This is a genomic window from Kitasatospora sp. NPDC097605, from assembly GCF_040302725.1.
Taxonomy (GTDB): Bacteria; Actinomycetota; Actinomycetes; order Streptomycetales; family Streptomycetaceae; genus Kitasatospora.
This window is the reverse complement of record NZ_JBEOSF010000044.1, coordinates 1-25874: the sequence shown is the minus strand read 5'-3', so window position 1 is coordinate 25874 and position 25874 is coordinate 1. Positions and strand designations below refer to the sequence as shown.

General features: G+C 74.2%; 7 protein-coding genes and 1 pseudogene. 7 read left to right on the top strand and 1 reads right to left on the bottom strand.

The window, feature by feature from the left end; genetic code table 11:
• Nucleotides 1-22: 22 nt before the first annotated feature.
• From ABTX81_RS33535 to ABTX81_RS33505, 7 genes are all read left to right on the top strand, one after another.
• Nucleotides 23-6667, top strand: a complete 6645-nt coding sequence (locus tag ABTX81_RS33535) for an RHS repeat-associated core domain-containing protein (protein WP_350553554.1) — start codon at nucleotides 23-25, stop codon at nucleotides 6665-6667.
• Nucleotides 6658-7143, top strand: a complete 486-nt coding sequence (locus tag ABTX81_RS33530) for a hypothetical protein (protein WP_350553552.1) — start codon at nucleotides 6658-6660, stop codon at nucleotides 7141-7143. Before ABTX81_RS33535 ends, ABTX81_RS33530 begins: the two co-directional genes overlap by 10 nt.
• A 694-nt stretch (nucleotides 7144-7837) precedes the next feature.
• Complete coding sequence (locus ABTX81_RS33525) at nucleotides 7838-11272, top strand: beta-ketoacyl synthase N-terminal-like domain-containing protein (protein ID WP_350553550.1); 3435 nt, start codon at nucleotides 7838-7840, stop codon at nucleotides 11270-11272.
• A 14-nt stretch (nucleotides 11273-11286) separates the two neighbouring features.
• Nucleotides 11287-17757 (top strand): acyltransferase domain-containing protein, encoded by a 6471-nt coding sequence (locus ABTX81_RS33520; protein WP_350553548.1) that lies wholly within the window; start codon nucleotides 11287-11289, stop codon nucleotides 17755-17757.
• Nucleotides 17744-22732: a thioester reductase domain-containing protein gene (locus ABTX81_RS33515; protein WP_350553546.1), complete on the top strand. Its 4989-nt coding sequence runs from the start codon at nucleotides 17744-17746 to the stop codon at nucleotides 22730-22732. The genes ABTX81_RS33520 and ABTX81_RS33515 overlap by 14 nt, the downstream gene beginning before the upstream one ends.
• A 144-nt stretch (nucleotides 22733-22876) precedes the next feature.
• The gene (locus ABTX81_RS33510; RefSeq protein WP_350553544.1) at nucleotides 22877-24067 is read left to right on the top strand and encodes a cytochrome P450; all 1191 of its coding nucleotides are present in this window, start codon (nucleotides 22877-22879) and stop codon (nucleotides 24065-24067) included.
• 129 nt (nucleotides 24068-24196) lie between these two features.
• A complete protein-coding gene (locus ABTX81_RS33505) occupies nucleotides 24197-25753 on the top strand; it encodes an FAD-binding protein (protein ID WP_350553542.1) in 1557 nt (518 codons plus the stop codon).
• Nucleotides 25754-25782: 29 nt separating this feature from the next.
• Here the strand turns inward: ABTX81_RS33505 and ABTX81_RS33500 are convergent.
• Nucleotides 25783-25874 (bottom strand): annotated as a pseudogene (locus ABTX81_RS33500) (sigma factor); the annotation flags it as partial.

Below are 25874 nucleotides of genomic sequence, written 5' to 3'. Positions count from 1 at the left end.
CCTGGCCATGATCGCGGGAGTGATGTCCGCGACCGGCCCCGCCCACGCGGCGGCACCTCCGCAGCAGCCGCCGGCCGCGGCGTCCGAGGGCCCGCTCGGCCCCGCCGAGGACGTCCTGGTCAACGGCTGGGGCGACAGCTCCGGCTACCACCTCGACGTGGCCACCGGCGCCGGCGGCTACCGCTGGCGCCAGACGGCGCTGCTGCGCCCCGCCGGCATCGACGACGCCTCCTGGACCGGCTACCAGTGCGTGTCCGGCGACGGCAGGTTCGCCGCCGTCACGGTGCTGCCCGCCGGCGCCGTCAACCGGGCCGAGGCCCGTGACCACGGAGCCGTCGCCTACTCCGTGGACCTGTCCAGCGGCGTGGTGAAGCCGGTGGCCTCCGGGGTGGCGCTCAAGTACCACTCGCCCGGCTGCGGCACCGGACAGACCGCCACCTTCACGGTCAACCCCGGCAGCGACCAGCGGCTCACCCAGGTCCTGACGGTCGATCTGCCGACCGGCGGGATCACGGAGTCCACCACCGTGGCCGGCCAGGTGACCTCGGTCGTGCCGACCCCCGACGGCCCGGTGGGTGCCCAGGGCGCCTCCCTGGTCCGGCTCCCCGCGTCCTCGGCCGGGACCCCCGCCGAGCCGGTGCGGATCGCGCAGCTCGACGGCCTCGCCCACGACCTGCGCCCGGCCTCCGGCGGCGGGGTCGACTTCGTCGTGCGGAAGGAAGGCCGGCCGACCTCCGCCCTGATGCGTGAGCGGAACGGCAAGCTCTCCCCGCTCGGCGAGGGCCCCAGCGACGCGCTGCGGCTGATGCAGGGCCGGGGCGGGAAGTCCGTCGCGCTGGGGGCCACCAAGCTGGACGGGAAGTCCGGCCTGCGCAACGCCTCCACCGGCAAGCTGCCGCTGGGCGCCGCCGACGTCTCGCTGGACGGCGCCGCCCTGCTGGGCCTCGGTCCCGACACCGCCGTGTCGGCCCCGCTGATGGTCGCGACCGACGGCGACCGGCTCCTGAAGCGGGACGCCGCCGCCCCCGCCGCGGTGTCCGTGGCGAGCGCGGTGCCGGCCCTCGCGCCGGCTCCGGACGGAGCCGGCGACACCGCGCCCGCGGCCGCCGCTCAGGAGAAGGCCGCGCCCGCCGCCGGGGGCTCCCCCGCCGCCGCGGATCCGGCACCCGCGCCGCCGGCCGCGCTCGCCGCCGCGGCGCCCAAGTGCGCGGTGGACCGGCTGGCCGAGAACCGGCAGGTCATGCAGCCGGGCACCGCGCAGGTGTCCTGGGCCATCCAGATGGCCGAGCAGGGCCTGCTGACCGGCGCCGCCTACACCCGCCCGGCCGGCTACGCCAACCTGGGCCTGGCCGCCTACGCGCCGAACGGCGACTTCGCCCGGGTGCCGCTCAAGCACCCGGCGAGCGACACCTTCGACTCGGTGCCGCGCTCGGTCTACCAGGCGATCGTGGCGCAGGAGAGCAACTTCAGCCAGGCCTCCTGGCACGCCCTGCCCGGGATCGCCGGCGGCGCGCTGGTCGGCGACTACTACGGCGCCGGCGGCTCGATCTCCAAGATGGACTACGCCAAGGCCGACTGCGGCTACGGCCTCGGCCAGGTCACCAACGGCATGTCCAAGGGCGACACCGTCTACTCGGTCAACGGCCAGACCAAGATCGCCGTCGACTACCAGGAGAACGTCTCCGCCGGGCTGCAGATCCTGGAGCGGACCTGGAACCAGCTCTACGACGCCGGCATCACCGTCAACGGCGGCAACCCGCGCTACCTGGAGAACTGGTACCTGGCCGCCTGGGCCTACAACTCCGGCATCCAGCCCACCGCCGCGTTCGGCAACACCACCGGCTGCGTGCCGAGCCCCACCTGCACCAGCGCCGAGGGCAACTGGGGCCTCGGCTGGGCCAACAACCCGCGCAACCCGGACTACCCGCCGACCCGCGCGCCCTACCTCAAGAACTCCTACGCGGACGCCGCGCACCCCGGCAGCTGGCCCTACCAGGAACGGATCTTGGGCTGGATCGGCCAGCCGATCCTGCGCTTCAACCAGCCCGCCTACACCAAGCCCGACTACCACGGCGGCAAGACCTGGCTCCAGATCCCCGCGGTCACCGCCTTCTGCAGCGCCGACAACAACTGCGATCCCACCGGGGCCTCGAACCCCAAGTTCTGCACCCTGGCCAGCTCCCAGTGCTGGTGGCACCAGGCCGTCACGTTCATCCCCGACTGCGCCACCACCTGCGCGACCAGCGCGTACACCGTCGGCGCCGGCTCGACCGAACCGGCCGTGGTGATGCCGCACCCGCACCCGCCGACCTGCACGCTGGACTCCTCGAAGGTCGGCAACGCCGGGTACGGCGCCCCGATCGTCGTCGACGACGCGCAGACCCAGCCACCGCTCAACCTGGTCGGCTGCGGCGCCACGTCCACCTGGTCGCAGGGCGGAACCTTCAGCTACGGGTACGGCACCAACGCCGCCGGTGACAAGATCGGCGCGATCGACACCCATCAGCTCGGCGTCGGCTTCGGCGGGCACGTCCTGTTCACCCACACCGAGGACGGCACCAACCCGGACCTGATCAACACCGGGACCTGGACCCCGAACCTGCCCAAGCTCCAGTACTACAAGATCAAGATCCATCTCCCCTCCACGGCCGCCACCGCCACCAACGTCGTCTACACCGTCAACCCCGGCGGCGGCGTGGCCCCCTGGAAGATCCGGGTGAACCAGAACTGGGGATCCGAGGAATGGGTCACCATCGGCACCTTCGCGATGCAGAACGGCGGCAGCCTCCAGCTCACCAACAAGAGCGAGGTCACCGGCGCCGGGAACATCAACTACGCCGACTACGACGTCGCCTACGACGCGGTGGCGTTCGTCCCCATGGGCGGCACCCCCGGCCAGCCGATCGGCGGGCCGCCCGGCATCCAGGACGCGCCCAAGGGCAGCAACCCCTCCTGGGTGCAGTGCGGCTGCGTGCGCCGCACCGCCGGCGACCCGGTCGACACCAGCACCGGCTACTTCGGTGAGACCTTCACCGACCTCTCCACCCCGGGCCGCGGCAAGCCGCTCAACTTCACCCGCACCTACGCCTCCGCCGTCGCCGACCCGGCCGGCCCGGGCGGCACCCTCGCCTCGGACGGCCCGTTCGGCTGGGGCTGGACCCACTCCTACAACCTGAGCGCCGTCACCGACCCGGCCACCGGCCAGGTCACGGTGCGCCAGGAGGACGGCTCCCAGGTCGCCTTCCTCAACAACGCCGGCAGCTACGCGCCGTCCGCCCCGCGGTTCAACGCGACGCTGACGAAGAACGGCACGAACTACACCTTCACCCGCAAGTCGAAGGAGGTCTTCACCTTCGACACCGCCACCGGACGCCTGCTCAGCGAGACCGACCTGGCCGGCAGCAAGGCCGCACCGCCCTACGCCACCACGCTCGGCTACGACGGCGCCGGCCACCTCAGCACCATCACCGACCCGGGCGGGCGCAGCTACACCCTCACCTGGACCGGCAACCACATCACCGGCCTCGCCGACGGCTCCGGCCGCCGGGTGAGCTACGGCTACGACGCCGCCGGCAACCTCACCGACGTCCTCGGCGTCGGCACCACCCGCACCCCGGTGGTCAAGGACGACGACCACTTCCAGTACGGCTACACCGCCAACCACCTGCTCAACTCGATGCGCTGGCCGACCCAGTTCGGCTCCACGGCCACCCCGGCCCCGGTCGTCTCGATGACCTACGACACCGCCCAGCGGGTCCTGGTCCAGACCGACCAGCTCGGCGGAGCCACCACCTTCACCTACGGCCCCGACAGCGGCGCCAACCTGGCCGCCGGCCAGACCCTGGTCACCGACCCGGCCGGCCACAAGACGCTGTACACCTACCAGAACGGCCTCCTCCAGTCCGAGACCAAGGGCTACGGCACCACGGCCGCCGGCACCTGGAGCTACACCTACGACCCGGTCAGCCTCGGCGTCACCAGCATCGCCGACCCGCTCGGCAACCTCCGCACCCACACCTACGACGACCACGGCAACCAGACCTCGGCGAGCGACGCCCGCGGCTTCACCACCGTCAGCTCCTACGACGCCGACGACAACCTGACCGCCGTCATCGGCGCGGACGGGCTGCGGCTCGGCTACGGGTACGACGAGGCCGGTCACATCGCCGTCCCCGGCGGCGGGACCAACCCCGCCGGAACCGGGGCGCAGTTGCTCACCAGCCTGGTGCGGGAGCCGGTCAACGGATCGGCGCCGGCCCAGACGGTGAACTTCTACTACGACGACGCGGCCCACCCGGGCGACGCCACCCGGGCGGTCGACGCCCGCGGCAACACCACCGCGAACGGCTACGACGCCGCCGGCCATGTGACCAGTTCCACCGACGCGTCGGGGAACGTCACCCGCTACGGCTACGACGTCCAGCGCGGCCTGCTCACCAGCACCGTCCTCCCCGCCGGGACCGCGGCCGGCGTCCTGCCCGGCTGCACCCCGCCCGCGAAGGGCTGCCACCGCTACACCTACAACGCCTGGGGCAACCGCACCGGCGCCACCGATCCGCTCGGCCACACCAGCACGGAGGCGTTCGACGCCAACGGCCGGCGCACCTCCGCCACCGATGCCAACGGCCGCACCACGACCTTCGACTACGACGCGCTCAACCGGCAGACCGCCGTCCACCGGGCCGACGGCAGCACGCTCAGGACCACCTTCAACCCCGACTCGACGGTGGCCACCACCGTCGACGGAGCCGGCGCCACCACGGGCTACGCCTACGACGCCGTCGGACGCCAGACCGGCCGGACCGACCCGGCGGGCCGGACCACCACGACCGCCTACGACCCGGCGGGCCGCCAGAAGACCCTGACCGACCCGGCCGGCCGCACCACCAGCTACACCTACGACGCCGCGGGTCACCGGACCTCGATCGGCTACACCGACCCGGGCAGCCCGCCCGTCACCTCGATCGGCTACGACGCGGCCGGCCGCCAGAGCGCGATCACCGACGCCACCGGAACCAGCCGCCGGGTCTACGACGCGTTCGGCCGGCTCGCCTCGCAGACCAACGGCGCCGGCTCCACCGTCTCCTACGGGTACGACGGCAACAACAACCTGACCACCCTCACCTACCCCGGTGCCACCGCGCCGGTCGTCACCCGGACGTTCGACAAGGACAACCGGCTGACCGGGCTGAAGGACTGGAACAGCCGCACCACCACCTTCGGCTACGACCCGGACGGTCACTGGACCTCCACCGTCTTCCCCAACGGCACCACCGCCACCACGGTCCTCGACGACGCCGGGCTGCCGCTCTCCGACGCCCTGCGCAAGGGCACCGCCACCCTGTCCGCCCTGGGCTACACCCGGGACAACGAGGGCCAGCTCGCCTCCGAGACCCCCACCGGCCTGCCCGGGACCAACCAGACCTACCAGTACACCCCGCTCCAGCAGCTCAAGTCCGCGAGCTCCGGAGCGGTGACCACGGCGTTCGAGTACGACGCCGCGGACAACCCGACCCGGGTGGGCGACAGCGCCCAGGCCTTCGACGCCGCCAACCAGCTCTGCTGGACCGCGAGCGGGGCGACGCCGCCCGGCGGGGGCACCTGCGCGGCGCCGCCCGGCGGGGCCACCACCTACCAGTACGACGCCCAGGGGAACCGCGCGAAGGCCGTCGGCCCGGGCGCGACGACCACCTACGGCTACAACCAGGAGAACCTGCTCACCTCGTTCGGCTCCGGCGCGGTCACCGCGTCCTACCGGTACGACGGCAACGGGCTGCGGGCCTCGAAGACCGTGGGCACCACCTCCACGGCGTTCACCTGGGACTCCGCGAGCAACCCGAACCTGCTGTCGGACGGCACCACCAGCTACCTGTACGGGCCGAACGACCAGCCGGTGGAGCAGCTCACCGACGCGGGCACCCAGTGGTACTTCCACGACCAGCTGGGCTCGACCCGCGCCCTGACCGACACCGCCGGAGCCGTCGTCGGCAGCTTCGCCTACACGCCGTACGGGGCGCCGGCCGGCCAGAGCGGCACCGTCTCCACACCGCTGCGGTACTCGGGCCAGTACACGGACGCCGAGTCCGGCCTGATCTACCTGCGGGCCCGGTACTACGACCCGGCCACCGCGCAGTTCCTCACCGTCGACCCGGCGGTGCGGAGCACCCGGAGCACCTACGGCTACACCGAGGGCAACCCGCTCAACGGGACCGACCCGTCCGGGCGCTTCGCCTTCCTGCTGCCGGCCATCCCCTTCATCGCCGTCGCCGTCGCCGTGGTCGTCGCGGTGGTGGTCGCGGTCGCCGTCACCGCCTCGGTGAGCACCACCCTGCGGAACATCAACGAGTGGGAGGACGACCGGTCCCGCTCCAGCTCCGGCTCGGCGGCCGCCGGCTCGAACGCCACCAACGTCCCCCTGGACCCGTCGGTCCTGGATGACTGGGACACTGGCGAGGGTGATGCGGACACGCAGGACGGCTACAACACGACCAAGAGCCGTGAGAAGCAGCAGAAGGAGATCAACCGTGCCCGGAAGGAGCTGGAGAAGGCCCTCGGCCGTGAACTCACCGGAAAGGAACGGCAGCGGGTGCACGACGAGGTGAGCCACGAGGGACTGGACTTCCAGGCCGTGCTCGTCCGGCTGAAGAAGGCGTTCGGATGCCAGTGACCGACGGGGAGGACCTCGTGCAACGGCTGGTCGGCCGACCGTGCGTCAACGTCTACCGGTTCGGGGACATGGGTGTCGTCGACTTCGGCGGGACGGTCACGCACCCGCTGGGCGACTCCGGGGAGGTGTCGACGGGCAGTGAGTTCGCCGTCCACGCCCAGTGTCCGTTCCGGGTCGTCCAGCACGGGAAGGTCTTCCTCGGCTCCGAGGACCTGGTGCCGGCCCGCACGGGTGTCCCGCCCCAAGGGGAGGACGAGCGGCTCCAGTTCGACACCGGTGCCGAGGTGCTCCGGGAGTTCCTCGGCCGGATGGCGCCCCGGGTGCTGTCGGTCGAGCGGGCGCCCGAGGGTGATCTGCGGATCGAGCTGGAGCACGGGATCAGGATCGACGTCCTGCCCACGAGCTCGAAGCGCAAGGAGTCCTGGCGCTTCCTCGTCCGCTTCGGCGAGCACGTGACCTTCCCGCCGACCGACTGACCACCGCCTCCCGACCAGCCGCGCCGTCCCCCGGATCCGTCCGGGGGGCGGCGCGTTCCGTTGGGCGGCCGGCGACTTCGCGCACGCCCCGGGTTTTTGTCAGGGCCATTTCCAACCCCGCCGGCAGCCACCCGGGATCACCACCGGAAAAGCGGCAATCAGCCAAAAGGCATGGCTCGGAACCGCCCGATTCGACCGATGTGGCGGAGCGCACACAGGGCCACTCGACGTGTTCTGCTCGCGTCATAACATTGGTTTATGCCAAGCTAGTTGACACCCCGTCACACAAGTTGACTGTTGATCATGATTTCTTGACAGCTTGCATCTGGTGCTCATAGCCTGGCCGCGTCCTGATTCCGGTCCAACGGGGTGTTGAAACGATCCGCGATCAGCGGATGGTACTGGTTCTGGGTTTCTTTTCTGTTACTTGTGTTTCCGCCAGGCAAATTCTCTGGGCGATTGTACGCAAGGGCTCTTTCGGGATCTTGAGATTCTTCCTGCCCTGATTCATCGGCTCCGCGTCCCGGGGCCGCGTAATGCTGTCAAGAAACGCACGCCGCTGGACCCTGAACTTGGGGGGACCAGGACCAGGTCCTGCGGCGAACCTTCCGGATTCACCAACATTTCATTGCGCATGGGGGGAGAGTCGATGTCGTCGCGCGCCAAATCAGAGCCCGGAACACTTGTCGAACTGTTGCGGTACCGCGCCGAGAACCAGCCTGACCAGGTCGGATACCGGTTCCTGAGCTTCTCGGGCACCGGGGAGCCGGAGGAGTCGCTGCTGACCTGGAGGCGGCTGGACGCGTGGGCGAGGGCCGTGGCCGTCAGCCTGCGAACCGAGGGCACCCCGGGCGACCGGGTCCTGATGCTCTGCCCGCCCGGACTGGAGTACGTGGCCTACTTCTTCGGCTGCCTCTACGGCGGGTTCGTCCCGGTGCCGGCCTACCCGCCGGGGACGGCCAAGCACGTCGGCCGGGTGCAGGCGATCGCCCTCAACTCGGGTGCGAGGATCGTCCTGACGGACGAGTCCTCGGGCCTGGCGGACACCGCTTCGGCGCTCGGCGACGACGCCAACTCTCCGCTTGCGCAGGCACGTTGGCTGCCGGCTGACGACCGGGTGCTGGACGGCCGGGAGGACGACTGGAGCTCGCCGCCGCTCACCGGCGCGGACACCGCGTTCCTGCAGTACACCTCGGGTTCGACCTCCACGCCGAAGGGCGTGATCGTCACCCACCGGAACCTGATCGCCAACGCCCGCGCCGCACAGGGCGCCTTCGGCCTCACCATCGAGAGCCAGAGCGTGAGTTGGCTCCCGCCGTACCACGACATGGGGCTGATCGGCGGCATCATCTGCCCGCTGCACACCGGCTACACCGTCACCCTGATGGCCCCGGTGTCGTTCGTACGGGATCCGGCGGTGTGGCTGGAGACCATCAGCCGCTTCCGGGGCACCGTCAGCCCGGCACCGAACTTCGCGTACCAGATGTGCGTCGAGCGGGTGTCGGAGGAGGTCAAGGACCGTCTGGACCTGTCGAGTTGGGTCTCGGCGCTGAACGGGGCCGAGCCGGTCCAGCCGAAGGTGCTGGACCGTTTCGCGGAGACCTTCGAGCGCTGCGGGTTCCGCCGGAGCAACTTCTACCCGTGCTACGGGCTCGCGGAGAGCACCCTGCTGGTGTCGGGCGCGCGGCCGCAGGGCGAACCGATGGTGCGCCATGTCTCCAAGCCGGAGCTGGAGCGGGGCCGGATCAGGCCACCGCACGACCTGACCTCCGTGCAGTCGCTGGCGAGTTCGGGCGAGGTCGCGTCGGACACCGAGGTGGCGATCGTGGCCCGGGACCGGGGCGAGGCGCTGCCGCCGGGCGAGATCGGGGAGATCTGGGTCCGCGGCGAGAGCGTCGCGGCCGGCTACTTCGACGCGCCGGAGGCGACCGCAGAGACCTTCGGCCTCCGGCTGGCGAACGGCGAGGGGCCGTACCTGCGCACCGGTGATCTCGGGGTGATGATGGACGGCGAGCTGTTCGTCACCGGCCGGGCCACCGATCTGATGATCTTCCGGGGACGCAACGTCTACCCGCAGGACGTCGAGGCGACCTGCACCGACAGCGACCCCTCGCTCGGGGCGGTCCGGGCCGCGGCCTTCACGGTCGAGGTGGACGGCGAGGACGTGCTGGTCGTCGTCCAGGAACTGCCGCGCGGGAGGGTGAGCACCGAGCAGGCGCGGGACCTCACCGTGACGATCCGCCGGCGGATCTCCGAGGAGCACCAACTGCAGGTGCACGACGTGGTCCTGGTGCCGGCCCGCAAGATCCCCACCACCTCCAGCGGCAAGGTCCAGCGCCGGGCGTGCAAGGCCCAGTACCTGGACGGCTCGCTGCCCGTGGTCCGTCCGGCGGCGGCCCGTCCGGCCCCCGCCGCGGCCGGGGCGCCCGCCGAGCAGCCCGCCCAGGAGCCGACCCGGCAGTCGGCCCGGAAGCCGGCCCAGAAGCCGGCCCCGGCCAGGCTGTCGGCCGCCGCTCCCCCGGCCTCGAAGGCGCCGGCCCAGAGCCGGACCGCCGCCGACATCGAGGACCGTCTCCGGGAGTTGATCGCCGCCGCCGCCCAGCTCGAACCGCACGAGGTGGCCGCCGACGAGCCGTTCACCTCCTACGGGGTCGACTCGATCCGGGCCGTCTCGCTGGCCGGCACGCTCTCCGACTGGCTCGGGCACCACGTGCCCGACACGCTGGTCTGGGAGCACCCCACGCCGGCCACCGCGGCCCGCGCACTGGCCGAGGACCTGCGCGCGGCGAACGCCCCGCGGTCCGGGTCGCAGGCCGCGGCGCGGCCGGCGGTGCGCGGCGGCGCCGAGGACGCGATCGCGGTGATCGGGGTGGGCTGCCGCTTCCCCGGCGGGGTGACGGGCGCGGACGGCTTCTGGGAGTTCCTGGCCCGGGGCGGCTCGGGGATCACCGCGATCCCCCAGGACCGCTGGGACATCGAGGAGTTCTACGACCAGGAGCCCGGAGCGCCGGGCCGGATGTACGTCCGCCACGGCGGATTCGTCGACGAGGTCAGGGGCTTCGACGCCGGCCTGTTCGGCATCCCGCCGCGCGAGGCGGCGGGCATCGACCCCCAGCACCGGCTGATGCTGGAGGTCGCCTGGGAGGCCCTGGAGCACGCCGGCGTGGCACCGGACTCGCTGCGCGGCACCCGGACCGGCGTGTTCGTCGGCATGGGCGGCAGCGACTTCCAGCGCCTGGGCGCGGGGGACGTCTCGCTGATCGACGCCTACTCGGCGACCGGCACCTCGGCGAACTTCGGCGCCAACCGGCTCTCCTACGTCCTCGGTCTGGAAGGTCCGAGCATGGTGGTGGACACCGCCTGCTCCTCCTCCCTGGTCGCCCTCCACCTGGCCGCGCAGAGCCTGCGCGCCGGCGAGTGCGAGACGGCGCTGGCCGGCGGTGTCAACGTGATGCTGTCGCCCGACTCCACGGTGGCGCTGTCCAGCGGCCGGATGCTCTCCGCCCAGGGGCTCTGCCGCACCTTCGACGCCGCCGCCGACGGCTACGTCCGCGGCGAGGGCGCCGGCGTGGTGGTGCTCAAGCGCCTCTCCGACGCGCAGGCCGCCGGCGACGACGTCCTCGCCGTGGTCCGCGGCTCCGCGCTGAACCAGGACGGCCGCAGCAACGGCCTCACCGCGCCCAGCGGCCGCGCCCAGGAGGACGTGGTGCGCCGGGCGCTGTCGGCGGCGGGCGTCACTGCCGCCGAGGTCGGCTTCGTCGAGGCGCACGGGACGGGTACGCCGCTGGGCGACCCGATCGAGGTCCGCGCGCTCGGCCGGGTGCTCGGCGAGGGCCGGGACCCCGGGAGCCCGGTGGCGCTCGGCTCGGTGAAGACCAACATCGGCCACCTGGAGGCGGCCGCCGGCATCGCCGGGTTCATCAAGGCGGTCCTCACCGTCCAGCGCGGCTGGATCCCCCCGCACCTGAACCTGGTGGAGCCCAACCCCCACGTCGAGTGGGCCGATCTGCCGGTCTCGGTGCCGACCGTACTCACCCGCTGGGAGCAGGAGCGACGCGTCGCCGGAGTGTCCGCCTTCGGGTTCGGCGGCACCAACGCCCACGTCGTACTGGAGGGAACGCGATGGTAGACAGGAATGTTGACGTGACGTCAGGAACGTCCGGCGGGCAGTCCGGCCCCGAGGGCTCCCCCGTCCTGGTGAAGGTGTCGGGGGTGGCGGGCGAGTCCCTCCGGGCGGCGGCCGGGCGGCTGGCCGACTTCGTCGCCGCGACCGACGGCGTCACCCCGGAGGAGGTCGCCTGGGCGGCCGGCGTGGGCCGGGCGGACCTCGGCGAGCGGGCGGCCGTGGTCGCCGCGACCAGGACCGAGCTGACGGCCGGCCTTCGCTCGGTCGCCCTGGGCGGCGGCACCGCCGGTGTGGTCACCGGCCGCCGGGGCGTCGGCGCCGCACCGCGGGTGGCGTTCGTCGTCCCGGGCCACGGCGCCAAGGTCGCGGGCGTGCTGGAGGGCCTGTACGGCCGGCTGCCCGCGGTGACCGAGGTGGTCGACGCGGTGGCCGAGGTGGTCGGCCCGATCACCGAACTGCCGCTGTCCGCGCTGCTGTCCGGCGGCGAGGAGGCGCGCCGGGCGCTGGCCGCCACCGAGGTGGCCCAGCCCGCGCTCTACACCGCCGCCGTGGCGCTGGGCGCGTGGTGGCGCTCGGTCGGCGTGGAGCCGGCCGTCGTGGTCGGGCACAGCGTCGGGGCGTACGCGGCGGCCGCGCTCGCCGGGGTGTTCTCCGTCGCGGACGGCGCCCGGCTGACCGCGGCCCGGGGGCGGCTCATGGCCGGACTCCCGGCGGGCGGCGCGATGGTGGCGCTGTCCTGCGCGCCGCGGGAGCTGGCGGACCACCCCCGGCTGGTCTCGGGCGAGGTCGAGATCGCGGCGCTCAACGGGCCGCGCGACACCGTGCTCAGCGGCCCGCTGGAGGCCGTCACGGCGGTGGCGGACGAGCTGGCCGGCCGCGGGGTGCGCGGCGTCCGGCTCGCCGTGCCGCACGCCTTCCACTCCGCCGCCGTGGAGCCCGTCCTGGCCTCGCTGGCCGAGGAGTTCGCCGGGCTGACGCTGAGCCTCCCCGGTCTCCCGATGGTCTCCGACGCCACCGGCCTGCTCGCGGGCGAGGAGATCACCACCGCCGAGTACTGGGTCCGGCACACCCGGGAGCCGGTGCGGTTCGAGCAGGCGATGCGGACCGTGTGGGAGCGGGGCGTGCGGATCCTGGTCGAGCTCGGCAACGGCGGGCTGCTCGGCCCGGCGTCCGGCACCGCGCCCGGCCGCGCCCCGGTCTGCGTCCCGTCGGCGTTCCCCGACGGCTCCGCGCACCGCCGGCTGCTCGGCTCGCTGGCCCGCCTGTGGACCGAGGGCTGCGCGGTCGACTGGCGGGCGGTCGGCCCGCGCCCGGCCCGCTCGGTGAAGCTGCCGACCTACCCGTTCCAGCGGCAGGACTACGGGCCGGCGCCGGCCACCGGCCGGCCCGCGACCCCCGCCCCGCAGACCGTTCAGCGGGCCGTCCAGCCGGCCGTACCGGCGGTCGCCGCACCGCTGCCCGCCGGGGCACCCTCCCCCGCGCGCCCCGCCGCCGCGCAGCCCGCCCCCGAGGACCTGCTGCGCCGGCTCCAGGAGGAGCTGGCCGTCCTGCTGGACCTCGCCCACCCGGACGAACTCGACGCCGAGACCGGCCTGTTCGACCTCGGCCTGACCTCGGAGATGGTGGTCGCCCTGCGGGGCCGGCTGGAGGACCTGATCGACCGGGACATCCCGGCCACCGCCGTCTTCGACCACCCCACCATCGGCAGGCTGGCCGGTTACCTGGCCGACCGCCGCCTCCGGCAGGCCCCCGCGACGCAGCGGCCCGGCACCGCCGAGCCCGCCGCTCCGCAGGACACCGCTCCGCAGGGCACCGCCCCGCAGGACACCGACCCGGCGGCACCGCTCGCCGAGCCCATCGCCATCGTCGGCATGGGCTGCCGGCTGCCCGGCGGCGCCAACGACCTGGACGGCTTCTGGCAGCTGCTGCGCGACGGCCGCGACGCGACCGCCGAGGTCCCGGCCGACCGCTGGGACCGGGACGCGTTCTACGACGCCGACCCGGCCGCCGCCGGCAAGACCTCCACCCGGCGCGGCGGTTTCCTCACCACCCCGGTCGACGAGTTCGACGCGGACGCCTTCGGCATCTCGGCCCGCGAGGCCCGCGGCATGGACCCGCAGCAGCGCCTGCTGCTCGAAGTGGCCTCGGAGGCGCTCGCCGACGCGGGCGTGACCGCCGCCGAGATCGACGGCTCCCGCACCTCGGTCTACGTCGGCATCAACACCTCCGACTACCTGCAGCTGCTGGTCGCGGACGGTTCCGCCGACGACGGCGCCCACCTGGCCACCGGCAACACCTTCAGCGTCGCGGCGGGCCGGCTGTCCTACCTGCTCGGCGCCCAGGGTCCGAGCCTGGCCGTCGACACGGCCTGCTCCTCCTCCCTGGTGGCGGCCCACCTCGCGGTGCGCAGCCTGCGCTCCGGCGAGTCGGACCTCTCGGTGGTGGCCGGGGTGAACCTGATGCTGACCCCGGCGACCACGGCCGGGCTCTCCCGGCTGCGGGCGCTGTCGCCCGACGGCCGGTGCAAGACCTTCGACGCCTCGGCGGACGGCTACGGCCGCGGCGAGGGCGCCGGCGTGGTGGTGCTCAAGCGCCTCTCCGACGCGATCGCCGCCGGGGACCACATCTGGGCGGTGCTGCGCGGTACGGCGGTGAACCAGGACGGCCGCAGCGCGGGCCTGACCGTGCCCAACGGCCTCGCCCAGCAGGCCGTGATCCGCGACGCGCTGCGGGACGCCGGGACCTCGCCCGGCGAGGTGAGCTACGTGGAGGCGCACGGCACCGGGACCTCGCTCGGCGACCCGATGGAGATCCAGGCGCTGGCCGAGGCGCTGCGGCCCGAGGGCGACGCGGCCCCGCCGCTGCTGGTCGGCTCCGCCAAGACCAACGTCGGCCACCTGGAGGCCGCCGCGGGCATCTGCGGGCTGGTCAAGGTGGCGCTGTCGCTGCACCACGGGCAGATCCCGCCGCACCTGCACCTGAAGGACCCCAACCCGCTGGTGGACTGGGCGGCGCTGCCGGTCACCGTGCCGACGGAGCTCACGCCGTGGGCCACCGCCGGCCGGCCCCGGGTCGCCGGGCTCAGCTCCTTCGGCTTCAGCGGCACCAACGCCCATGTGGTGCTCGCGCAGGCGCCCGAGCCGGCGCAGCCGACCGCGCCCGAGCCGGCCGGCGGGCCGGCGCAGGAGCGGCCGGAGCTGCTGGTGCTGTCGGCCCGCACCCCCGAGGGGCTGCGGGAGACCGCCCGGGCGTACCAGGCGTTCCTGGCGGACGGCCGGTCCGTGCGGGGCCGGTCGGCCTGGGCCGAGACGGTCCGTACGGCGGCCGTCCGGCGCGACCACTTCGCGGCCCGGATGGCCCTGGTGGCCTCCTCCCCGGCGCAGGCCGCCGAGCAGCTCGGCAAGCTGCTGTCCGGCGGGCGCCACCAGGTGCGCCAGGGCGTGGTGCCCCGGCCGTCCCGGAGCAGGCTGGTCTTCGTCTACGGCGGCCAGGGCTCCCAGTGGGCCGGCATGGGCCGCGGCCTGCTGGCCGACCCGGTGGCCGGGCGGGTGCTGCGGCGCTGCGAGGAGGTCGTCCGGGAGCTGGCCGGCTGGTCGCTGCTGGAGCAGCTGGAGGCCCCGCGCGAGGTCTCCCGGCTGGACGACACCACGGTGACCCAGCCGGCGATCTTCGCCGTGGAGGCGGCGCTCACCGAGCTGTGGCGCTCCTGGGGCGTCGAGCCGGACGCGGTGGTCGGGCACAGCGTCGGGGAGATCGCGGCGTCCGTCGCGGCCGGCGCCTACGGCCTGGAGGAGGGCCTGCGGATCGCGGTGCTCCGCGGCCAGGTGATGGCCCGCAGCCACGGGCAGGGCCGGATGGCGGTGGTGGGCCTGCCCGTCGCCGAGGTCCGGACGCTGATCGAGCCGTTCGCCGGGCGGCTGTTCGTCGCCGCCGTCAACAGCCCGGTCAACACCGTGGTCGGCGGCCTGCCGAAGGAGGTCGCCGCGCTGGAGGCGCTGGTCCGCGACCGCAAGGCCTTCTGGATGGCGATGCCGGGCGAGTACGCCTTCCACACCCCCGTCCTGGACCCGCTGCGCGGTGAACTCGTCGACGCGCTGGGCCGGTTGACGCCGTCCGGGCGCAGCGTCCCGCTGTTCTCGACGGTCACCGGTGAGGCGGCCGCGCCCGACGCGCTGGACGGGCGCTACTGGGCGGACAACATGACGCTGCCGGTCCGCTTCGCCGACGCGCTGCGCGCGGCCGCCGGTGACGGACAGACCCTGGTGCTCGAGGTCGGCCCGCACGCCGTGCTGTCCACGGCCGTCCGGCAGACCCTGGAGGGCGAGGTCGCCGGCCTCACCACGGCGGCCTCGATGCGGGCCGGCGGCGAGGCCAGGGCGACCCTGCTGGACGCCGCCGGCGCCCTGCACGTGGCCGGCCGTCCGGTGGACCACCGGGCGCTGCACGGCGAGGGCCCGAGCACCGCCGCGCTGCCCGCCTACCGCTGGCAGCGGCAGCGCTACTGGCTGCCGGGCAAGCCGGTGCCGCACGGGCAGGCGCCCGACCCGCTCGCCCAGGACGTCTACGAGGTGGACTGGGAGCGGGTCGAGCCGCCCGTCCTGGAACCGGACGCCGGCGCCCGCTCCCGGGGCACCTGGCTGCTGATCGAGGACCAGCACGGCCTGGCCCGGCGGCTCGCCGAGCGGCTGACCGCCCACGGCGCGCGGGCCAGGGTCCTCACGGTGGCGGAGCCGGGCGCGGCCGCGGCCTCCTTCCAGGACGGACCGGACCGGCTGCGCGACCTGGTGGCCGGGGCGCTGGCCGAGGAGCCGGCCGTGCGCGGCCTGGTCCACCTGGGCGCGCTGCACGACGCGGCGGACCCGCGCCTGCCCGGCCCGGAGCTGGACGGCGCGCTCGCGCTGGCCTGCGGGCCGCTGCTGTTCGCGCCGAAGGTGCTGCGCGCCCGCCCGGGCGCCCCGGCGCCCCAGCTGTGGGTGGTCACCCGCGGCGGCGTCGGCACCGACGGCGCGCCGATGGCGGCCTCGCACGCCCCCGCCTGGGGCCTCGGACGGGCCGTCGGCCTGGAGCACCCGGAGATCTGGGGCGGCCTGATCGACCTCGACCCGGCCGGCGCGGACGCCGCGCGGGAGGCCGAGGCGATCGCCGCCGAACTGCTCGCCTCCGACGGCGAGGACCAGGTCGCGTACCGCGCGGGCCTGCGCAAGGCGGCCCGGCTGCGCCGGGTGGAGAACCTGCCCGCCGAGCCGGCGCCGGCGGCGGTCGGCCCCGACGGCTCGTACCTGATCACCGGCGGCCGGGGCATCCTCGGCCTGCGGGTGGCCCGCTGGCTGGTCGGGCGCGGCGCCAGGCACCTGGTGCTGCTGGGCCGCCGGCCCGTCCCCGAGGACGGCCCGGACCTTCCGGAGTCGGACCGGCAGCTGCTGGCGACGCTCGCCGAGCTGAGGGCGGCCGGGGTCGGCGTCCACACCCCGCACGCCGACGTGGCGGACACCGCCGCGATGGCCGCGGTCTTCGACACCGCCGCCAACCCCTGGCCGGCCGTCAAGGGCGTGGTGCACGCGGCCGGCCTCTTCGAGCCCCGGGCCGTGGTGGACCTGGACTGGCAGCACTTCCGGGACGTCCTGCGGCCCAAGGTCGAGGGCAGCCTGGTGCTGGACGCGCTCACCGCGGCCGGCGGGGTCGACTTCTTCGTGATGTTCTCCTCCGCCTCCTCGGTCTGGGGCTCCGCGCTCGCGGGCCACTACGTGGCGGCCAACTACTTCCAGGACGTACTGGCCCACGACCGGGTCGGCCGGGGCCTGCCGGGCCTCGCGATGAACTGGGGGTGGTGGGAGGAGAGCGAGATGGCCGGCCACCACGAGCAGTACTTCGAGTCGATGGGCCTGTACGTCCTCCCGAACGAGACCGGTCTCGCCGCCCTCGGCCGCACCCTGGGCTCCGGGCGCCACCAGCTCACCGTCGCACCGGTGGACTGGACGCGGTTCCGGCCGGTCATGGAGGCCAAGCGGCGCCGCCCGCTGCTCGCCCACCTGGGCACCCGGGCCCCGGCCGGCCAGGCCGGCGGCGACGCGATGCTGCTGGGCCGGCTGCGCCAGGCGGAGAGCCGGGCCGCCCGCACCAGGCTGCTGGAGCGGGCGCTGCAGGCCGAGGTCGCGGAGGTGCTCGGCCGGGAGCCGGGCAGCGGGATCGACGCCGACCTCGGCTTCTTCGAGGCGGGGATGGACTCCGTGATGAGCGTCGAGCTCAAGTTCCGGCTGGAGCGGCTGGTCGGCGAGGAGCTGCCCGGCACGGTCGCCTTCGAACACCCCACCGTCGCCGCGCTCGGCGCGTACCTGCTCGGCGAGGTCCTCGGCCTGGCCGACCCGCTGCCGGAGCAGGGCGCCGAGGTGGACGAACTGTCGGCGGAACTCGCCCAGCTGTCCGAGTCGGAGCTGCTGGACCTCCTCGAGTCCGAGCTGAACCAGGAGAGCCACCATGACAACAACTGAGGAGCCGACCATGCGCACCCAAGGGGCGGTCGCGCCCGAACGCCAGGACGTGCTGCGCCGCGCCCTCGTCGAACTCAAGGCCGCGCGCGCCGAGGTGGCGGCGGCCAGGCAGGCCCGCGACGAACCGGTGGCCGTCGTCGGGGTGGGCTGCCGCTTCCCGGGCGGGGTGACGGGCGCGGACGGCTTCTGGGAGTTCCTGGCCCAGGGTGGTTCGGGCATCACCGCGATCCCGCGGGACCGCTGGGACGTCGAGGAGTTCTACGACGAGGAGGCGGGCGCGCCGGGGCGGATGTACGTCCGCCACGGCGGGTTCGTCGAGGGGGTCCGGGGTTTCGACGCCGGCCTGTTCGGCATCCCGCCGCGCGAGGCGGTCGGCATCGACCCGCAGCACCGGCTGATGCTGGAGGTCGCCTGGGAGGCGCTGGAGCACGCCGGCGTGGCGCCGGACTCGCTGCGCGGCAGCCGCACGGGCGTGTTCGTCGGCATGGGCAGCAATGACTTCCAGCGCCTGGGCGCGGGGGACGTCTCGCTGATCGACGCCTACTCGGCGACCGGCAGCTCGGGGAACTTCGGCGCCAACCGGCTCTCCTACGTGCTGGGCCTGGAGGGTCCGAGCATGGTGGTGGACACCGCCTGCTCCTCCTCGCTGGTGGCGCTGCACCTGGCGGTGCAGAGCCTGCGCGCCGGCGAGTGCGAGACGGCGCTGGCCGGCGGTGTCAACGTGATGCTGTCGCCGGACTCCTCGGTGGCGCTGTCCAGCGGGCGGATGCTCTCCGCGCAGGGGCTCTGCCGCACCTTCGACGCCTCGGCCGACGGCTACGTCCGCGGCGAGGGCGCCGGTGTGGTGGTGCTCAAGCGCCTCTCCGACGCGATCGCCGCCGGCGACGACATCCTCGCGGTGGTCCGCGGTTCGGCGGTGAACCAGGACGGCAAGAGCTCCGGCCTGACCGTCCCGCGCGCCTCCTCGCAGCAGGAGGTCGTCCGGCGGGCGCTGTCGGTGGCCGGGATCGCCGCCGCCGAGGTCGGCTTCGTCGAGGCGCACGGGACGGGTACGCCGCTGGGCGACCCGATCGAGGTCCGCGCGCTCGGCCGGGTGCTCGGCGAGGGCCGGGACCCCGGGAACCCGGTGGCGCTCGGCTCGGTGAAGACCAACATCGGCCACCTGGAGGCGGCCGCCGGCATCGCCGGGTTCATCAAGGCGGTCCTCACCGTCCAGCGCGGCTGGATCCCCCCGCACCTGAACCTGGAGGAGCCCAACCCCCATGTGGCCTGGGCGGACCTGCCGGTCTCGGTGCCGACCGAGCTGACCCGCTGGGAGCAGGAGCGACGCGTCGCCGGAGTGTCCGCCTTCGGGTTCGGCGGCACCAACGCCCACGTCGTACTGGAGTCCCCGCCGGCCCGTGAGCCCGCCGCCGTGACGGCCCCGGACGGGCCCGTGGTGGTCAAGGTCTCCGGCTCCGGCGCCGTGGCCCTGCGCGAATCGGCCGCCCGCCTGGCCGAGTTCACCGCCGCCGCCGACGCCCTCACACCCGCCGCCTTCGCCTGGTCGGCCGGAGTCGGCCGGGCCGACCTCAGCGACCGCGCCGCCGTGGTGGTCGAGACCTCCGCCGCCCTGGCCGAGGGGCTGCGCGCCGTGGCCGAGGGCGCCGACGCCCCCGGTGTGGTGACCGGCCGGCGCGGCGCCGGGCCGGTGCCGCAGGCGGCCTTCGTGGTCACCGACGGCGGTGCCCGGGCCGACGGCCTGTACGGGAGGCTTGCGGTGGTGACCGAGACCGTGGACGCGGTGGCCGCCGCCCTCGGCGTCCCGGGCGCGGAGCTGGCCGCCGACGACGGCCCGGCGGCGCACTACGCGGCGGCGGTGGCGCTCGGGGCCTGGTGGCGCTCGGTCGGTGTCGAGCCGGACGTGATCGTCGGTCAGGGAGCCGGCGCCTACGCGGCGGCGGCCCTGGCGGGCGTCCTCGGCATCGCGGACGGTGCCAGGCTGGCCCTGGCGGGCCGCTCGGCCGACCTGGCGGACGTGCCGCTGCGCATCCCGGCCGTCGACCTGATCCTCGACCACCGGGCCGGCCCGGCCGGCCCCGAGGTGGCCACCACCGAGTACTGGAACCGCTCCGCGGACGGCGCGCCGGACAAGCCCGCGGCGCTCGACGCGGCGCTGGCGGCGGCCCTGGACAGCGGGGTCGGGATCCTCCTCGAACTGGGCACCGGCGCCCTCGCCGCCACGGGCGGGGACCAGGACGTCCTGCGACTGGCCTCGGCGGCCGACGGGCCCTCGGCCCACCGGGTGCTGCTGGAGTCGCTCGCCCAGGTCTGGGCCCGCGGCCGGGAGGTCGACTGGTCCGCGGTGGTGGCCCGCCCGGCCGCACCGGCCAAGCTCCCCACCTACCCCTTCCAGCGCCAGGAGTACTGGCCGCAGAGCACGCCGGCCGGCGCCACCGCCTCGCGCACCGGCCGCGCGCTGCGCCCGCACATCCTGGAGACGGCGGACGGCGAGGTGATCGGCGAGAGCGAACTCTCCCTGGCCGCCCTGCCGTTCCTCGCCGAGCACCGGGTGCACGGGCGGCTCGTGGTGCCCGGCGTGGTCTACCTGGAGCTGGTGCTGCGCTGCGCCGAGCGGGCCTTCGACGGGCCGGTCGGCATCGAGGACCTCTCGATCTCCCGCCCGCTGGTCCTCTCCGACCAGGACACCCGCACGATCCAGGTGGTGCTGGGCCCGCTGTCCGACGGCAAGACCGAGGTCCGGGTGCACAGCAAGGACCCGGTGGCCGGCTGGCAGCAGCACCTGCGGGCGCTGGTCGTCCCGGCGGCCCCGGCCGGGGAGGAGCCGGCCGCGGTGACCCCGGCGGCGCTCTTCGAGGACGCCGACGCCCGCTGCCGGGAGACCGTGGACGGCGAGGAGTTCTACCGCCGGGCCTGGCACCCCGCGTTCCGGCTCGGCCCGAGCTTCCAGCTGGTGGAGTCCGCGCGGCGCGGGCCGGGCGTCTCGGTCGGGCGGCTGGTGCCGCCGGACGGGCGGACCAGGGGCGTCGCGGCCGGCGTCCGGGCCGACCTGCTGCTGCTGGACGCCTGCGTGCAGCTGGTCGCGATCGCCGGGCACCCGCAGCCGGCCGACTGGGCCGAGCGCCCGGTCCACCTGGGCACCGGGTACGAGCGGATGGTCGTGCACGGCGAGGTCGCGGCGGACGAGGTGCTCTGCACGGTGGTGACCCGGGAGACCGCCGACGGCTCCCTGGCCGGTGACCTGCGGCTGACCGCGCTGGACGGCTCGCTGGTCGCCGAACTGAGCGGGGTGTCGTTCCGTCCGGTCAGCGAGGCCATGCTGGAGCGGATGGTGTCGAGCGGCCGGCCCGAGGGCGTCGGCGGCTCGGTGGACCTCTCCCCGCTGCGCGCGGCGGAGCCCGCCGAGCGGCAGCGGACGGTCCTCGACCACGTGGTCCGGCTGGTGGCCGCCGTCCTCGGCTCCGCGCCGGAGGACGTCGACCCCGGGACCGAGGTCGCCACGGTCGCCGACTCGCTGATGCTCGCCGAGCTGAAGAGCCAGGTGGACCGCGACTTCGAGGTGAGCCTGCCGCTGGAGATGGTGTTCAGCGGCGGCCGGGTGACCGACCTCGCGAAGTGGATCGCGGAGGAGCTGGAGGAGCTTGCGGAGCCGGCGGCCGAGCAGCCGTCGCCCGCCGCCCCCGCGTCCACGTCCCCCTCCGACGCGGCGCCCGCCGCCGAGGCCGCCGTCGCCGCGCCCGGGGCGCCGCGTCCACCGGCCCGCCCGCGCGGGCTCGGCAGCCGCCGGGTGCGCTCGATGAGCGTGGCGGACATGGTGGAGAAGGCGGAGCTGGAGGCGTCGATCACCGCCACCACGCCGCCCGAGCCGGCCGGGACGGCCCCGCAGGACGTCCTGCTCACCGGTGCCACCGGCTTCGTCGGCGCCTTCCTGCTCGCCGAGCTGCTGGAGCGGCACCGGGGCGCGGTGCACTGCCTGGTCCGGGCCGACGACGAGAAGCACGCCCTCCGCCGGGTGCTCGCCAACCTCACCACCTACGGGGTCGACGTCGGCGACGCCGCGGCGCGGATCGTGCCGGTCGTCGGGGATCTCGCCAAGCCCCGGTTCGGCCTCGCCGAGGAGGCGTTCACCGCCCTGCACGCGCGGGTCGGCGGCATCTTCCACTGCGGTGCGACCGTGAAGTGGACGTACCCCTACAGCGGCCTGGAGGCCGCCAACGTCGACGGCACCCGCGAGGTGCTGCGGCTGGCGACCACCGGCGCGGCGCGGCCCGTGCACTTCATCTCCACCGTCGGGGTGTTCTCCTCCAAGGAGTTCGAGGCCGACAGCGTGCCGGAGAGCCAGGACCTGCTGAGCAGCGGCCCGCTGGTGGTCGGCTACGCGCAGTCGAAGTGGGTCGCCGAGCACATGGTCCGCACCGCGCACGAGCGCGGGGTGCCGGTCACCATCCACCGCATCAACTCGGGCCCGCACAGCAGCTCCGGCGCGTTCAACCGGCTGGACCACCTGAGCATGGTGATCAAGGGCTGCGCGGAGGCCGGCATCGCGCCCGACCACGTGGAGATGCCGCTGCAGCCCGCGCCGATCGACTACGTGGCGCGCGCGGTGGTGGAGCTGGCCGGGCGCCCGGAGCTGAGCGGGCGGACCTTCCACCTGGTCAATGACACCAAGCTCACCTGGATCGAATTCTTCGACCTGGTCGAGGAGTTCGGCTACCCGATGGAGCGGATGACGTTCGCCCGCTGGAAGGAGAAGGTGACCGGTCGCGAGGCCGGCACCATGGCGCTGCTCGGCCTGGTGCCCTTCCTCAACGACGCGGTCGACGACGTGCGGCTCCCGAGGTCCGACGCCGAGGACACCCTGGCGGCGCTGGAGGGCACCGGCATCAGCTGCCCGCCGCTGGACGCCGCGCTGGTGCGCACGTACCTGGAGTCCTTCACCGCGAGCGGCTTCATGGAGAGCCCGGCGGCCGGCTGAGCCACCGGCCCCGCCCCCGCCCCGAGGCGGCGGGGCCGGGGCCGGCCCCGTCCCGCTCCCCCGGCTCCCCCGCTCCCCCTCCCCCTTTCCCGCTCCCGCGCGTCGCGGCAGCTCCCACAGACAGGCCTGACAGAGAGGGCAACCATGACCATCAAGATCGACCTGGGCGACCCCGAGTACCACCTCAACCCCTGGCCGACCTATGTGCGGCTGCGGGACGAGAGCCCGGTCTTCCACGCCCCCGGCGGCATGTGGGACGGCTCCGACTTCTACGTCCTCAGCCGGTACGACGACGTCTCGCTCGCGCTCAAGGACAAGAAGCTCTTCTCCTCGCAGATCCGCAAGGGCGACTACCTCAACCTCCCGATGCTGGTGAACCGGGACGCGCCCGAGCACACCCGGCTGCGCCACATGGCCAACAAGGCGTTCAACGCCCGGCTGGTGCGCACCCTCGGCGGCTGGGTGCAGGAGGTCGTCGACGAGCTGATCGAGGAGATCCTGGCCCAGGAACAGGTCGAGTTCGTCGAGGCCTTCACCACCGCGCTGCCGCTCAAGGTGGTCGGCGGCATGCTCGGCATCCCGCTCGACCGCAAGGCGGACCTGCGCCGCTGGTCCTCGGCCGTGATGGCGTCCTTCGCGGTCGCCGCCGGCATGGACCCGGACCTCGTGCCCGGATTCTTCGAGGACATCGTGGAGTTCGGCAACTACATGGGCGAGCTCGCCCACCAGCGCAAGGGCAAGCCCAACCAGGAGGACATCCTCGGCGAGCTGGTCGCCCAGCTGGAGGCCGGGGACATGACCCGCGACGAACTGGTCACCATGGCCTGGTCGTTCGTCGCGGCCGGCCACGAGACCACGATGAACCTGCTCGGCGGCGGCGTGCACATGCTGCTGACCGACAAGGCCCTCGCCGACCGGCTCATCGCGGAGCCCGAGCTCACCCGGGACTTCATCGAGGAGTACCTGCGGCTGTACAGCCCCACCCAGTGGCTGCTGCGCCGGGCCGCCGAGGACGTCAACCTGCACGATGTCACCATCCCCGCGGGCGAGTTGGTGCACGTCCTGATCGGCTCCGGCAACCGCGACCCGCGCAAGTTCCAGAACCCCGACGTCTTCGACCTGGACCGCGACACCAAGGGCGACCACCTGGGCTTCGGCGCCGGACCGCACTTCTGCCCGGGCGCCGCGCTCTCCCGGCTGCTCGCCGAGACGGCGTTCCGCTCCTTCTACCCGCACCTCGACCGGCTCTCCCTGGACCCGCAGGAGCCGCCGCGGCTGCGCACCACGCAGGGCTCGTACGGGATCGCGAGCATGGGCATCCTCGTCACCGCCTGAGACCCGCGCCGGCACGGGCCCGCGCGGGCGCGTGCCGGCGCCCCCGACGCCGTCCCCCGACGCCGTCCCCGCCATCCACCGGCGCCACCCACCGGCAGAGTCGCTGCCACCGTCATTCGAGAGGACCAAGTGAACGGACCCGCAGTCAACAGACGGCAGATACTCCGCTACGGAGCGGCGGCCACCGGGGCCGCCGCCCTGTCGGGAACCCTGCTGAGCGGTGTCGCCCGGGCCGCCGAGCCCGTCGACGTGGTGATCGTCGGCAGCGGATACGCCGGCTCGGTGGCGGCGCTCCGGCTGGCCCAGGCCGGCTTCAGCAGCGTGCTGCTGGAGCGCGGCCGCCGCTGGCCGATCACCCCCGCGGGCGACACCTTCTGCACCCCGCAGGCCCCGGACGGCCGCGCCGCCTGGCTCGCCACCACCTCGCCCTTCACCAACGAGAGCTTCCACCCGTTCACCGGGGTGCTGGAGGCGTTCGTGGGCGACGGCGTGATCGGCCTGGCCGGCGCGGGCGTCGGCGGCGGCTCGCTGGTGAACAACGCGGTGATGATGGCGCCCCGGGAGGACTTCTTCCGCCGCAGCTTCGGCACGTCGCTCGACTACGCCGAGATGCGGGACGTCTGGTACCCGCGGGCACGCGGTCTGATCGGCGTCGCCCCGATCCCGGACGACGTGCTCAACTCCCCGTACTACGCCAACGCGCGCGACCTGCTGGCCGAGGCGGCGCGGGCCGGACTGCCGACGCTGCGCCCGGACATGGCGGTGGACTGGCAGATCGTCCGCAACGAGATCGCCGGCACCGCCGTGCGGTCGGCGATCCTCGGCCACTCGGACTTCGGCATCAACAGCGGCGCCAAGCGCAGCGTCGACCGCTCGATCCTCGCGTCGGCCGAGGCCACCGGACGGGTCTCGGTGCTGCCGCTGCACCAGGTGACGGACATCGGCACGCTGGACGACCGCTACCTGATCTCGGCGGAGCGGATCGACGAGCAGGGCCGGGTGGCGGCCCGCCCGCAGTTCGCGGCCCGCTACGTCTTCCTGGCGGCCGGCTCGCTCGGCACCACCAAGCTGCTGGTCCGGGCCAAGGCCAAGGGCACTCTCCCGCGGCTGAACGACCAGGTGGGGCGCAACTGGGGGACGGGCGGGGACCACATCATCGTCCGCGCCGGGCTGCCGCTGCGCGACACCGCCCAGGGCGGGCCCTCGCACATCGTGGCCACCGACTGGGCGGACCCCGAGACCCCGGTGACCTTCCTCGGCTTCCCGCTCGGCTACCCGGAGCTCGGCTCGCTCGCCAGCACGATGCTGGGCCTGTCCGTGCCGCCGGCGCTCGGCCGCTTCGACTACCGCGCGGCCACCGGCAAGGTCGAGCTGACCTGGCCGAAGTCGGACCCGCGGATCCAGCGGGTCTCCGACGCGATGTCGGCGACCACCACGAAGCTGGACCGGGCGAACCCCGGGATCAGGGTGGACGTGGTGACGCCGGCGCTCACCGCGCACTGCCTGGGCGGGGTGGTGCTGGGGCAGGCCACCGGCCAGGCGGGCGACGTCGTCGGCCACGACAACCTGTTCGCGATCGACAGTTCGCTGATCCCCGGCTCGACCGGCGCGGTGCCGCCGGCCCTGACCGTCACGGCGCTGGCCGACCGCTGCGTCGACCGGGCCCTGCACCGGCTGACCTCGTAGAACAACCTCGGGGGTCGTTTCCCGAGCCGGCCGGCTCGGGATCTCGCCGACGATGGTCGGCGTCGCGTAGGTGGAGAACTCGACCCCGCGCTCGTGGTCGAAGCGGTCCACCGACTTGATC